General features: G+C 60.0%; 12 protein-coding genes. 6 read left to right on the forward strand and 6 right to left on the reverse strand.

Translation table 11 applies throughout. The features are described 5' to 3' along the window. Positions 1-137 precede the first annotated feature (137 nt). From EAO39_RS13420 to pobA, 4 genes are all read right to left on the reverse strand, one after another. On the reverse strand, positions 138-575 hold the full coding sequence (locus EAO39_RS13420; protein ID WP_120971070.1) for a universal stress protein: 438 nt from the start codon (positions 573-575) through the stop codon (positions 138-140). 138 nt (positions 576-713) lie between these two features. After that, positions 714-1,103: a hypothetical protein gene (locus EAO39_RS13425; protein ID WP_240466996.1), complete on the reverse strand. Its 390-nt coding sequence runs from the start codon at positions 1,101-1,103 to the stop codon at positions 714-716. A 276-nt stretch (positions 1,104-1,379) separates the two neighbouring features. Further along, on the reverse strand, positions 1,380-2,147 hold the full coding sequence (locus tag EAO39_RS13430) for a 2OG-Fe dioxygenase family protein (protein ID WP_120968125.1): 768 nt from the start codon (positions 2,145-2,147) through the stop codon (positions 1,380-1,382). A 224-nt stretch (positions 2,148-2,371) separates the two neighbouring features. Further along, positions 2,372-3,547 (reverse strand): 4-hydroxybenzoate 3-monooxygenase, encoded by a 1,176-nt coding sequence (gene pobA / locus EAO39_RS13435; RefSeq protein ID WP_120971073.1) that lies wholly within the window; start codon positions 3,545-3,547, stop codon positions 2,372-2,374. Positions 3,548-3,733: 186 nt separating this feature from the next. Here pobA and EAO39_RS13440 point away from each other — a divergent pair, with 186 nt between their 5' ends. After that, entirely contained in the window at positions 3,734-4,537 is an 804-nt protein-coding gene (locus EAO39_RS13440) for an IclR family transcriptional regulator C-terminal domain-containing protein (protein ID WP_120968127.1), read from the forward strand. A 111-nt stretch (positions 4,538-4,648) separates the two neighbouring features. Here the strand turns inward: EAO39_RS13440 and EAO39_RS13445 are convergent, their stop codons facing one another. Beyond that, on the reverse strand, positions 4,649-5,560 hold the full coding sequence (locus tag EAO39_RS13445) for a LysR family transcriptional regulator (protein ID WP_120968129.1): 912 nt from the start codon (positions 5,558-5,560) through the stop codon (positions 4,649-4,651). A gap of 213 nt (positions 5,561-5,773) precedes the next feature. Between EAO39_RS13445 and EAO39_RS13450 the strand changes: the two genes are divergently transcribed. Next, a complete protein-coding gene (locus tag EAO39_RS13450; protein WP_120968131.1) occupies positions 5,774-6,775 on the forward strand; it encodes a tripartite tricarboxylate transporter substrate binding protein in 1,002 nt (333 codons plus the stop codon). Between the two features lie 110 nt (positions 6,776-6,885). Here the strand turns inward: EAO39_RS13450 and EAO39_RS13455 are convergent, their stop codons facing one another. Beyond that, positions 6,886-8,226, reverse strand: a complete 1,341-nt coding sequence (locus EAO39_RS13455) for an MFS transporter (protein ID WP_120968133.1) — start codon at positions 8,224-8,226, stop codon at positions 6,886-6,888. Between the two features lie 338 nt (positions 8,227-8,564). On the opposite strand from EAO39_RS13455, the gene cyoA reads away from it, so the two are divergent. From cyoA to cyoD, 4 genes are all read left to right on the forward strand, one after another. Continuing rightward, positions 8,565-9,611, forward strand: coding sequence for a ubiquinol oxidase subunit II (gene cyoA, locus EAO39_RS13460; RefSeq protein WP_120968135.1), 1,047 nt, complete (start codon positions 8,565-8,567; stop codon positions 9,609-9,611). Positions 9,612-9,673: 62 nt separating this feature from the next. After that, the gene (cyoB, locus tag EAO39_RS13465) at positions 9,674-11,680 is read left to right on the forward strand and encodes a cytochrome o ubiquinol oxidase subunit I (RefSeq protein ID WP_120968136.1); all 2,007 of its coding nucleotides are present in this window, start codon (positions 9,674-9,676) and stop codon (positions 11,678-11,680) included. Next, positions 11,673-12,305, forward strand: a complete 633-nt coding sequence (gene cyoC / locus EAO39_RS13470) for a cytochrome o ubiquinol oxidase subunit III (protein WP_120968138.1) — start codon at positions 11,673-11,675, stop codon at positions 12,303-12,305. Before cyoB ends, cyoC begins: the two co-directional genes overlap by 8 nt. Continuing rightward, positions 12,306-12,731, forward strand: coding sequence for a cytochrome o ubiquinol oxidase subunit IV (cyoD, locus tag EAO39_RS13475; protein ID WP_120968140.1), 426 nt, complete (start codon positions 12,306-12,308; stop codon positions 12,729-12,731). The last annotated feature ends 8 nt before the right edge of the window (positions 12,732-12,739 follow it).

Below are 12,739 nucleotides of genomic sequence, written 5' to 3' on the forward strand. Positions count from 1 at the left end.
CCTAGAGGGGGACGACAGCCTCGCTGCGGGGCGGCCCTTGCTTGCTGTCTCTTTGTTGGGACGTGCTTGATTTAAGGTCGTTAGCTGTAATGCAAAAGACCTCCTCCTGGAGGTCTTTGTTTTTGAGCTGTTCTTGTTTATTCGCGCACGACCAGCACCGGGATTTTAACGGCGCCCAGCACGCGCTGGGTGACGCTGCCCAGCATCAACTTTTCCAGGCCGCGCTTGCCTTGCGAGCCCATGACGATGAGATCGGCGCCCGAGGTTTCCATGGCGCGTACCACACCTTCGTGCACGGCATGGCCCTCGCCTACAACGGTGGAGACGGCCACACCGGCTTCATCCATGATGGCCTTGACGGCATCCAGCGTGGCATTGGCCTCGGCCGTGGCTGCGCTCAGGTATTGGGACTGGCCATAAGCAAAATCCGCGCCCACGCCGGTAAACGGATAGGGATCGACCACGTAGACCGCCGTGATGGCGCTGCCAAAGACCTTGGACAGCTCTGCCGCCTTGCGCGCTGCCAGCAGCGCGGGCTTGGAGCCGTCAACCGGCACCAGGATGTGATTGAACATGGACATGGGCTTCTCCTTTAGGGGTTCGGACGGCATGCAAGTGAGCAGATGCCGTGATGGGATGCATTCAGTCTGCCTTCATCATGCCTCAGCGTGTTGACCTAAATCAACCCTGAAGTCCCGCCCCTCAGGCGCCCATCAGATGCAGACGTGAGCCGCCTTGTATTCGTAGCATTTGTCCAGCAGCTTGTCGGACTTGTCGGTGATCGTGATGCGCGAGCCATCCGGGCGCAGCAGCGAGACATGCTTGAAGGCCGGCTCATCAGGCTTGCTGGAGGCGTCGCGGCGCACAGTCCATTCCTCCTGCACGATGCCGCTGGGCATGTCCAGCATCACCGTGATCTGTTGTGTATCGTCCGACAGGCGTATGCACCTGGCATCGTTCATGGCCACCACGGCCCCAGCAGGCGCCGCCAGACCATAAGGGCAATCCTGCACGCCGCGAATCGGCACGGTCACGTTATCCATGGTGATTTCCAGACCGTTGCGGAAATAGATGGTCGGCTCCTTGATATGGGCCTGCGGCAAAGGATTTTCGGCAGGGGAACAAGCAACTATCGTGACAAGAGCGGTCAACGCGGAAAGGCTAAGGGCGGAAAGGCGATGCATACAAAAAAACCACGCCGTTTCGGGCATGGCCTGGGCCAGTTGGTTTTCATTTGTTGGATTGCTTGGCGAAGCGTCGATGCAAGCATCTTGCGTCCGCCTGAAGACCCGCATCATGCCGCGTCACGCTCTGCACTTTTGTGCTCTGGAAACGTTACAGTTTTGCTCAAATTTTTAGAACAAAACGCTTCACCTTCATCAGAGCGCCCCGTCCTGCAGGTCCGCGCCTTGAAAAGCACCGCGCCTATAGGTCAACACCAGCGTGTCGCGCACACCACCGGGCTCGGCAGGCTGTATGGGCGTGGTTTCATGAATCATGCGGGCGTCGTCCAGCAGCATGATCGACCAGGGCTCGGTCAGCGTGAAGCGCTGGCCGCTGGGGCCACTGGCTTCGAACACGCGGGTTTCGCCGCCTTTGACGCCTTGGCGGTTCACCAGGATCACGGCCACCAGATCCACGCCGTCGCGGTGGGCGCCTTCCGGCGTGGGCCGGCCAATGCCGTCCGTGGTGTCAATGCGAAACTGGTGCGACTCCACAAACCAGCGCTGCTGGCCTGTGCTGCCGAACACCTGGTCACTGAGCTCGGCCAGCTTTTGCAGCATCAGCGCCCACACCGGGCTTTGCGTGGTGGCCGCATGCATGGGATCGAACATGCGCTGCATGCCGCCGTGCAACGCGTTGTACTCCACCGGCTGCCAGTGCGCACGGTGGGGCACCTGCTGCAAGCTGCCTGCCTCGGCCACAAAGCAGGAGTGGCGGCGGCTGCGATAGCGCCCGCTGTCCTTGAGAAAGGCGTCGGGCGGCAAATCGTTCCAGTCCTGGTCCAGCGCATGCAGCTGGGGTAGGCTAGCGCCTATCCAGGCGGCAAAATCCTCAGGGCGCAACACGGCAGAGCCGTGTTCGCGCAATGACTGAGCCGCCTGCTCGGCAGCAATATATGGAGGGGGGAACATGATGTGCGCCATAAGGTCGGCAAGCTTACTCCTCCAGCGCCAGCAATGTCCGCAGCCAGCATCAAAATTTGTGCATGGCTGCAGCAACCAAATTGCATGGATCATGGCCGCCGAATGTCATAGCCAAGCGCCATGAAAAACGGCCTGCATCGCAAGCCATGCAGGCCGTTCCACCCAACGCCAAGATCAGCGCTTGTGTCGCTTCACGCTATACCATCGATAGCAGCACCCGCAATTTACACCAGGGGCAGACCCACATAGTTCTCGGCAAGCGAGGTGGCGCCGGCTTCGGAGTGAACGATATAGTCCAGCTCGGCTTCCTGCACCTTGGTGTTGAACTCGCCTTCGCCCGGGAAGTTGTGCAGCATGGACGTCATCCACCAGGAAAAGCGCTCGGCCTTCCACACTCGACGCAGGCATTGCTCGGAATAGCGGTCAATGCCGTCCTGGCTGTCGTCCCGGTAGAACTCGGTGAAGGCCTGCGACAGATAGCCCACGTCGGATGCGGCCAGATTCAGCCCCTTGGCGCCGGTGGGCGGCACGATGTGGGCGGCGTCGCCCGCCAGGAACATGCGGCCAAAGCGCATGGGTTCGGTCACAAAGCTGCGCAGCGGGGCAATACTTTTCTCTAGCGAGGGGCCGGTCACCAAGTTGGCGCGGGCTTCAGGGTCCAGGCGCCTTTTGAGCTCTTCCCAGAAGGCCTCGTCGCTCCAGTCTTCCACCTTGTCGGTCAAAGGCACTTGCAGGTAGTAGCGGCTGCGCGTGCTGCTTCTCTGGCTGCACAGGGCAAAGCCGCGCTCGGTATTGGCGTAGATCAGCTCATGCGAGACGGGCGGCGTATCCGACAGCAGGCCCAGCCAGCCAAACGGATAGACCTTCTCGAAAGTCTTGATCTTGTCCTTGGGCGCACTGGCGCGGCAGATGCCGTGAAAACCGTCGCAACCGGCAATGAAGTCGCATTCGATCTCATGCACTTGGCCGTCTTTTTCGTAGCGCACCTTGGGATGATCGGTGTCGAAATCGATGGGCTGCACATTGCTGGCTTCATAGATGGTGGTTAGGCCCTCAGCCGCGCGCACATCCATCAGATCGCGCGTCACCTCGGTCTGGCCGTAGACCATCACGCGCTTGCCGCCGGTCAGGCCATGCAGATCGATGCGGTGGCGCTGGCCCTTGAACAGCAGCTCTATGCCATCGTGGAGCAGACCTTCCTCGTTCATGCGGACATCGGCCCCGGCCTGCTTGAGCAAGTCCACCGTCACCTGCTCCAGCACCCCGGCGCGGATGCGGCCCAGCACATAGTTGGCGCTGCGCTGCTCGATGATGACGGTCTCCACGCCGGCCTTGTACAGCAGCTGACCCAACAACAGACCTGCGGGGCCTGCACCAATGATGGCTACCTGTGTGCGCACGATGTATGTCTCCTTGTATTGCACCCAACCACGCTGCAATTTCTGCTTGCAGCCCATGGTCTGAAGACTAAGGTTTGTGCTGCATCAAGCCGAGAGGCCGAAAGCCACATTTGCGCGACAATCGCACAACTGGTTCGACAATCGCGCAAAACCACGGTTTTCGCCATCCAGAGTTCATACCGCACCATGACCGAGCACCTGCCATCTCCCACCTCCTCTTCCTCCATCGCCCATGCCGACTTCATTGCGGGTCTGGCCAAAGGCCTGGCCGTGCTGGAGAGCTTTGATACCGAGCGCCAGCGCCTCAATGCAACCATGGCCGCAGAGCGTGCCGGCCTGACCCGCGCCGCCGCACGCCGGCATCTGCTGACGCTGGCCCACCTGGGCTATCTGGAAAGCGATGGCGGCTTTTTCTGGCTGGCACCCAAGGTGCTGCGGCTGTCGGGGGCGTATCTGGCCTCGGCGCGGCTGCCCCGCATCGTGCAGCCCGTGCTCCACCGGCTGGCGGCGCAAACGGGGCTGTCTTACTCCTGTGTGGTGCGCGAGGGGCGCGAGGTCGTCATCGTGGCCCGCAGCGCCGTGCATGACAAGGGCGAGCGGCTGATGGCCCACGGCCTGCATCTGGGCACGCGCCTGCCCGCCCATGCCACCTCCACCGGCCGGGTACTGCTGGCCGCGCTCTCGCCCACCGAACTGGATGAATGGCTGGCCACCTACGATCTGCCCAAGCTCACCGCCCACACGGTGACCGAGGAAGGGGCGCTCAAGGCGCTGCTGGCCGAAGTCAGGCGGCTTGACTATTGCATTGCCCTGGAAGAACACGAAGTCGCCATTCAGGCCCTGGCCGTGCCGCTGCGCGATATGCAGGGCCGCACGGTGGCGGCGCTGAATATGGTCAGCGCCACCAAGCGTATGAGCGCCCAGACCATGGAGCAGGAAATCCTGCCCCTGCTGCTTGAAGGCGCAAGAAGCTTGCGCCCGCTGATCTGATGACTATGAATTCAGTAGCTTATTGCGCTTGTTTTGATTGAATTTCAAACGGATTTATTGTTGAAATTCAATCAAGCAATGCGCCAGCAGCTTGTACATGCATAGCAAACTCTATAAGTGCCCGCTTTCCACGGCGCAGACCTGCAGGCTCAAACGCCTCAGCAGCTCTGCCGTGCGGCGTATCAAGGGCGTGGTTTTCTTCTTGGCCGACTGCACCAGGCACAGCGTGCTCACGATATGCGGCGACTTGATCGGCACTTCCATCAGCGAAGGATCTGCCCCCTGCCCGCGCATGGCACTGTCGGTGAGCGCGGCATAACCATAGCCGCCGCGCACCAGGTCCAGAATGGCCGGCACGCTGGACACTTCCCACACCACATTGAGCTTGACCTGGGACAGCGTGGCCTGGGCCTCCATCAGCTTGCGAAAGATCTGGCCGCGCTGCGGCATGATCAGCGGAAACTCGTCCAGATGGGCAAACGGCACACTGGTGCGACCGGCCAGGGCGCTGGCTGGGCCGATCAGGCACAGCCGCTCTTCCAGCACCGGCGTCACCTCGATATGCGGATGCGGCTCCGGCGTGTAGACCAGGCCCAGATCCATACGCCCCGAAGTCAGCCATTCCGCGATATTCATGGAAAAGCCTTCCACCACGGCCAGCCGGGCCTTGGGCATATCGCGACTGAAGCCGTCAATCAGCGGCGGCGTGAGCCGCCTGGCCAGACTGGGCGGCAAGCCCACGGTGATGCGCCCCACGGGCTCGTCGCGCTGGCTGCCTATATCTTCCTTGGCCAGAGCCACGCGCTGCATGATGGCATGACCGTGCTCGAGCAGTCGGCGCCCGGCATCGGTCAACGTGACCCCGCGCCCCGTGCGTATCAGCAGCGTCTCGCGCAGCTCGGTCTCCAGCGCCCGCACCTGGCGGCTGAGCGCGGGCTGGGCGGTATCCAGCTGCACGGCAGCCTTGCTGAAACTGCCGGTTTCGGCCACGTGTACAAAAGTTTCTATCTGCTGGAGATTCATGCAGGCTCCTCAAATCAAGCTATGCCATTTTGCTATAGCTGATAGCCTCGGCTAGAACTTGGTGTTTTTTGTTGCGATGCCACAATCTGCTCAGCTGAGAATTGCCTTGTTACAACAGCGCAAGCCTTGGTCCTACATACAAAACGCGTGAGCGCAAAAGCCAACACGCAACCTCTTTTCGACAGTCCTTTTTTCAGGATCAGGGAGACAACCATGACCCAAAAGCTCAATATGAGCCGTCGCCAAGCTGCATTCGCACTGGGCGCCATTGCCGCATCCGTGGCCGCACCGTCCTTCGCCCAGGGCGATGCCAAGTGGCCCACCAAGTCTTCCCGCATCATCAACCCCTTCCCCGTAGGCGGCGGCCCCGATGGCGTCTCACGCCTGGTGGCTGACAAGCTCGGCCGCGCCTGGGGCCAGCCCGTGGTGGTGGAAAACCGCCCTGGCGGCAACGGCTTCATCGCCATTGAAGCCTTCAAGCGCGGCGCGGCCGACGGCACGGACATGATCCAGTTGGACAACGTCCACATCGCCGCCTACCCCCACCTGTTCAAGAAGCTGCCCTACGACCTGAGCAAGGATTTCAACATCCTGATGCCCTTGTTCCGTAACTTCTTCTTTGTCTGCGTTCCCGTCAACAGCCCCTACAAGACGATTGGCGACCTGATTGCCGACGCCAAGGCCAACCCCGGCAAGCTCAACTACGGTTCCTGGTCGGTGGGCAACCCCGTGCACCTGGGCTCGGCCCTGCTGGAAAACCAGACCGGCACCAAGATGGAGCACGTCATCTACAAGGAAACCAGCCAGCTGTATCAGGGCGTGGCCAATGGCGAGCTGACCTTCGCTCTGGGCTCGCTGGGCACGGCAGGCCCGCTGGTGCGCGGCGGCAAGCTGCGCTTCCTGGCCGTGGCTGGCCCCAAGCGCATTGCAGGCTTCGAGAACGTGCCTACGGTGTCCGAATCCGGCGGCCCCAAGGACTATGCCGTGATCGGCTGGAACGCCCTGGCCGTACGCCCCGGCACGCCAGCGGCCGTGGTCGAGAAGATTCACGCCGACGTACGTCAGGCTCTGACCGGCCAGGACGTGAAGGACAAGTTCACGGCCTTTGGTTATGAGAGCTACAACCCCACGCCTGCGGAGTTCAAGCAATTCATGGCCGATGAAAGCAAACGCTTTGGCGAAGTGATCAAGAAAGCCGGTCTGGCACTGGACTGATTGAAGCGCTGAAAACAAAAAGCCATCTCGCGATGGCTTTTTTCATGGCTTAAAAGCAAAGCCCGCAGAGATTTGTTCTCTCTGCGGGCTTTTTCTATCTGCCCTCAGGCTTATTGTTCACGTGCCTCGATGGCCCGGTTGATGCCCAGAGCCGCCAGCGTGCACAAGGCGCCGGACAGCAGATAAATGCCCAGGGCCACCAGACCGAACTTGGCCGACACCCCCAAAGCCACCAGCGGCGCAAATGCAGCGCCAATCAGCCAGGCCATGTCGGTGGACAGGGCCGCACCCGTGTAGCGGTAATGCGCCGAGAAGTTGGATGTCACCGTGCCCGAGGCCTGGCCGTAGGACAGACCCAGCAGGATGAAGCCCACGATGATGAACACATTGTTGCCCACGGTGCCGCTACCCAGCAGCCAAGGCGCCAGGAAGCTGAAGATACCGATCAGGCAGGCCATAGTGCCCAAAGTGTTGCGGCGTCCCACGCGGTCTGCCAGCCAGCCCGACAGCATGATGGCCCCAGCCGCCAGAACGGCACCTATGATCTGCACGATCAGCACGTCGATCACGGACTGATGGGAGTACAAGGAGATCCAGGACAGCGGAAACACCGTCACCAGGTGGAACAGCGCAAAGCTGGCCAGAGCGGCAAAAGCGCCGATGAACACATTGCGACCTTCATCGCGCATCAGACTGGTCACGCTGATGGGCTCCAGATCGCGCTCCTGCAGCATCTGCACAAAAGACTGACCTACCACCAGGCGCAGACGGGCGAACAGCGCTACCACGTTGATAGCAAAAGCCACGCAGAAGGGATAGCGCCAGCCCCAGCTCATGAAATCGTCTGCCGTGAGGCTGGAGTACAGATAGGCAAACAGCGACGCCGCCATGATGAAGCCCAGAGGTGCGCCCAGCTGGCCGATCATCGAATACCAGCCGCGGCGGTTCTTGGGCGCCGACATGGCCAGCAGCGAAGGCAGACCGTCCCAGGTACCGCCCAGTGCCAGACCCTGACCCACGCGCAAGATGGCCAGCGCCCAGATGGCTTTCATACCGGCAGTCTCATAGCTGGGCAAAAAGGTCATACCCACCGTGCAGACACCCAGCAGCAGCAGCGCAATCGTCAGCTTGGTGGCACGGCCCCAGCGCCGCTGCACGGCCATGGACAGTGCCGTGCCTATGGGACGGGCAATAAAGGCCAGGGAAAAGATGGCAAACGCCGCCAGCGTGCCATCGAGCTTGGAGAGGAAGGGGAACAGCAGGGAAGGAAACACCAGCACGCAAGCCATGCCGAAAACGAAAAAGTCAAAGTACTCGGATGAACGGCCAATGATCACGCCAACAGCGATTTCTCCCGGAGTCACATCTTCATCGGTATCCGCATAAGCCAGGGTTTCCGAGTTCTCATAGTCTTGCTGAGTAAGACCAATGGATGGGTTCGTGCTACTCATATAGATACAACTCCTTGTCTTACTTGCCATGTCACGCTGACGCATCCATTTCTACGCCCAAGCATGTGCAGCTGCAATAGAGTTTTTGCCCTGAGCCCTGTCGGCGGCAGGCGCAGGACCCGGCGCTTTGAGCCCAAAAACCACGAAAAATTCACAATTTGCGCCCAAGCTGCGCAGCCCGCGGACACAGCTAAACCCTTGTCACATAGCGGATTTTCAGCCCTCCATCCTTGACCTTGGACAAAATGTCCAATCGACAAGACAGCATTTGGTATTACATTTGCCGAGATCCAGTAATCCGCGTTTACACCTAAGCGCGACTTTGTCACGCCTACAGCATGTTAAAAATCAAGGAAATCCGTGGGCCCGCGTGGCTCACAGCGGCTGCTTTGACTGCAACCCTCGCCGGTTGCAGCAAGCTTGTCGTACTCAACCCAGCCGGCGATGTTGCCAAGCAACAAGGCGATCTGGTGGTTACGGCCACCTTGCTGATGCTGCTCATCATCGTCCCCGTCATCTTTTTGACGCTGTTGTTTGCCTGGAAGTACCGCCAGTCGAATACCGAAGCCAAGTACGACCCCGAATGGCACCACTCCACATCGCTGGAACTGGTGATCTGGACCGTGCCTTTGTTGATCATCATTGCTTTGGGCGCCATTACCTGGATCAGCACCCACAAGCTCGACCCCTACCGCCCTCTGGACCGCGTTTCCTCAACCAAGGCTCTTGACCCCAACGTCAAGCCTCTGGAAATTCAAGTCGTGTCTCTGGACTGGAAGTGGTTGTTCTTCTACCCCGAGCAAGGCATTGCGACCGTGAACGAAGTGGCCGCTCCAGTGGACCGTCCCATTCACTTCAAGCTGACATCCACCCACACCATGAACGCGTTCTACGTTCCTGATCTGGCTGGCATGATCTACACCATGCCCGGCATGCAGACCGAGCTGAATGCCGTGATCAACAAGCCTGGCGTCTACGGCGGCAAGTCCTCGCACTACAGCGGCGCTGGCTTTGCAGGCATGACCTTCAAGTTCCACGGCCTGGAAAACGGCCAGTTCGAACAGTGGGTAGCCCAGGCCAAGACCGAAGGCAAGGTTCTGACACGTGACGCTTACCTCGATCTGGCCAAGCCCAGCGAGCGCAATCCTGTGGAACGCTTCGGCACTGTGGACGAAGGCCTGTACAACAAGGTCCTCAACCGCTGCGTGGAAGACGGCAAGATGTGCATGAGCCAGATGATGGCCATTGACGCCGCCGGTGGTCAGCACCATGGCAAGACCTCCAGCGTGATCCTGCCCCTGGACGTCTGCACGTCCAAAGACGCTGACCGCGTTGTGGCCCTGCTCGATGAAGTAGCAGCCTCCGGAGCTGTCGCACAGCAATAAGTAGCTCACGGTGCGACTGAGCCTCCAGCTCCGCCGCTCCAATACGACAAAAGAGACTCAACATGTCTGAAACAACAACCCCAGCCGCCCACTGGCTGCTGGGTCGCATCACATGGGACCAGATTCCCATGACGCATGAGCCCATCGTGCTCATGACCTTTATTGCCGTGGTGCTCGGCGGACTCGTCGTAGTCGCCGGCATCACCAAGTTCCGCCTCTGGGCTCCGCTCTGGAACGACTGGCTGACCTCGATCGACCACAAGAAGATCGGCATCATGTACATGATCCTCGGTCTGGTCATGCTGCTGCGCGGCTTTGCCGACGCGGTCATGATGCGTCTGCAGCAGTCCATGGCCTTTGGTGACAACCTCGGCTACCTGCCTCCGCACCACTACGACCAGATCTTCACGGCCCACGGCGTGATCATGATCTTCTTCGTGGCCATGCCTTTTGTGACGGGCCTGATGAACTATCTGGTGCCGCTGCAGATCGGTGCCCGTGACGTGTCCTTCCCGTTCCTGAACAACTTCAGCTTCTGGATGACGACCGGCGGCGCCGTGCTGGTGATGATCTCCCTGTTCCTGGGCGAGTTCTCCACCTCCGGCTGGCTGGCTCTGTCCAATCTGGGGCACCAGAGTGGAAGCACGGGTCTTGACTACTACATCTGGGGCCTGCAGGTCGCCGGTGTCGGTACCACGCTGTCGGGTATCAACCTGATCGTGACCATCATCAAGATGCGCGCTCCCGGCATGAACCTGATGAAGATGCCCGTCTTCACCTGGACTGCCCTGTGCACCAACGCCCTGATCGTGGCTTCGTTCCCCGTGCTGACCGCCGCTCTGGTGCTGATGTCCCTGGACCGTTACATGGGCACGCACTTCTTCTCGAACGACTTCGGCGGCAACCCGATGTTGTACGTGAACCTGATCTGGATCTGGGGTCACCCTGAGGTCTACATCCTGATCCTGCCTTGCTTCGGTGTGTTCTCCGAAATCGTGGCCACATTCAGCCGCAAGCGCCTGTTTGGCTACACCTCCATGGTTTACGCCACGGTGTGTATCACCATCCTGTCCTACCTGGTGTGGCTGCACCACTTCTTCACCATGGGCTCGGGTGCCAGCGTGAATACCTTCTTCGGTATCACCACGATGATCATCTCGATCCCCACGGGCGCGAAGATCTTCAACTGGCTGTTCACCATGTACCGTGGCCGCATCCGCTTCAGCGTTCCCATGCTGTGGACGGTGGGCTTTATGGTCACCTTCGCCATCGGCGGTATGACCGGCGTGCTGCTGGCCGTGCCTCCCGCAGACTTTGTGCTGCACAACTCGCTGTTCCTGATCGCCCACTTCCACAACGTGATCATTGGCGGCGTGGTGTTTGCCGTGTTTGCCGGTATCAACTTCTGGTTCCCCAAGGCTTTCGGCTTCAAACTCAACGAGTTCTGGGGCAAGGCTTCGTTCTGGTTCTGGCTGGTCGGCTTCTGGGTTGCCTTCACTCCCCTGTACATCCTGGGTCTGATGGGCGTGACTCGTCGTGCCAACCACTTTGACGATCCTTCGCTGCAAATCTGGTTCATCATCGCCGCCTTCGGCGCAGCCCTGATTGCTGCCGGTATCGGCTGCTTCTTCATCCAGCTGGCCGTGTCCATTTGGAAGCGTGACGAACTGCGCGACGTGACTGGCGACCCATGGGAAGGCCGTACGCTGGAGTGGGCAACTTCCTCGCCTCCTCCCCAGTACAACTTCGCCTTCACCCCTGTGGTGCACGAAATTGACGCCTGGACCGACATGAAGAAGCATGGCTATCAGCGTCCGCTGACTGGCTTCGAGCCCATCCACATGCCCGCCAACACCGGCGCTGGCGTGGTGATTGCCGGCCTGTCCACCGTTCTGGGATTTGCACTGATCTGGCATATGTGGCCTCTGGCGATCGTTTCGTTCGCCGCGACCGTTCTGGCTTCGATCATCCATACCTTCAACTACAAGCGTGACTACTACATCCCTGCAGCCGAAGTGGCCGCAACGGAAGAAACGCGCACCAAGCAGCTTGCAGCAGCCCATGTCTAATACACATACCCACGCTGGCGGCGCAGCCGCCCTGGCCAAGCGCGAGTACCACCTCGCGCACGAGCCTCATCCAGAAAACGGCACCTCGCTGGGCTTCTGGCTCTACCTGATGAGCGACTGCCTGATCTTTGCCGCGCTGTTCGCCACCTATGGCGTGCTGGGCCGCAACTATGCAGGCGGCCCCGGCGGCAAGGATCTGTTCGATCTGAGCCTGGTGGCCATCAACACGGCCTTCCTGCTGATGTCGTCCATCACCTTCGGCTTTGCCATGCTGCAAAAGCAGAAGAAGAACGTCAACGGCACGCTGCTGTGGCTGGCCGTCACCGGCCTGCTGGGCGCAGCCTTCCTGGCCGTGGAACTCTATGAGTTCCACCACCTGATCCATGAAGGTGCCGGCCCTACCCGTAGCGCCTTCCTGTCTTCGTTCTTCACGCTGGTGGGCACCCACGGTATCCACGTGACCTTCGGTCTGATCTGGCTGATCACCCTGATGATCCAGATCAAGAAGCACGGCCTGATCAACGAGAACGTGCGCCGTATCAACTGCCTGTCCATGTTCTGGCACTTCTTGGACGTGGTCTGGATCGGTGTGTTCACCTTTGTGTATCTGATGGGGGTGCTGTAAATGAGCGCACACGATATCCACGCCGGTCACGATGATCATCACGATCACGACGATCTGCACGTCTCCATGGGCGACTATGTGAAGGGCTTCATCCTGGCCGTCATCCTGACTGCCATCCCCTTCTACCTGGTCATGAACAACGTCATCACCGATCGCACCACGGCCGTGGCCGTGCTCGGCGGTTTTGCGATTGTTCAGGTGCTGGTGCACATGGTGTACTTCCTGCACATGAACGGCAAGATCCAGGGTGGCTGGACCATGCTGTCCACCATCTTCACGGTCATCTTCCTGTCCATCGCGATTGCCGGTACCTTGTGGGTCATGTTCCACATGAACGCCAACATGATGCCCGGCCATGAGATGCACCAGGCCACAGGCCATGCAGATCACGCAGGTCACACGGCTCCTGCCGCTGTAACCCCTTGACTGACCAC

This window comes from Comamonas sp. lk (assembly GCF_900564145.1).
GTDB lineage: Bacteria > Pseudomonadota > Gammaproteobacteria > Burkholderiales > Burkholderiaceae_C > Comamonas.

Excerpts from the sequence above, each read along its gene's own strand:
- EAO39_RS13455 (WP_120968133.1), bottom strand. The coding sequence starts at position 8,226 with ATGAGTAGCACGAACCCATCCATTGGTCTTACTCAGCAAGACTATGAG.
- EAO39_RS13420 (WP_120971070.1), bottom strand. The coding sequence starts at position 575 with ATGTTCAATCACATCCTGGTGCCGGTTGACGGCTCCAAGCCCGCGCTG.
- cyoB (WP_120968136.1), top strand. The coding sequence starts at position 9,674 with ATGTCTGAAACAACAACCCCAGCCGCCCACTGGCTGCTGGGTCGCATC.
- EAO39_RS13440 (WP_120968127.1), top strand. The coding sequence starts at position 3,734 with ATGACCGAGCACCTGCCATCTCCCACCTCCTCTTCCTCCATCGCCCAT.
- EAO39_RS13450 (WP_120968131.1), top strand. The coding sequence starts at position 5,774 with ATGACCCAAAAGCTCAATATGAGCCGTCGCCAAGCTGCATTCGCACTG.
- EAO39_RS13430 (WP_120968125.1), bottom strand. The coding sequence starts at position 2,147 with ATGGCGCACATCATGTTCCCCCCTCCATATATTGCTGCCGAGCAGGCG.
- cyoD (WP_120968140.1), top strand. The coding sequence starts at position 12,306 with ATGAGCGCACACGATATCCACGCCGGTCACGATGATCATCACGATCAC.
- cyoA (WP_120968135.1), top strand. The coding sequence starts at position 8,565 with ATGTTAAAAATCAAGGAAATCCGTGGGCCCGCGTGGCTCACAGCGGCT.
- cyoC (WP_120968138.1), top strand. The coding sequence starts at position 11,673 with ATGTCTAATACACATACCCACGCTGGCGGCGCAGCCGCCCTGGCCAAG.
- EAO39_RS13445 (WP_120968129.1), bottom strand. The coding sequence starts at position 5,560 with ATGAATCTCCAGCAGATAGAAACTTTTGTACACGTGGCCGAAACCGGC.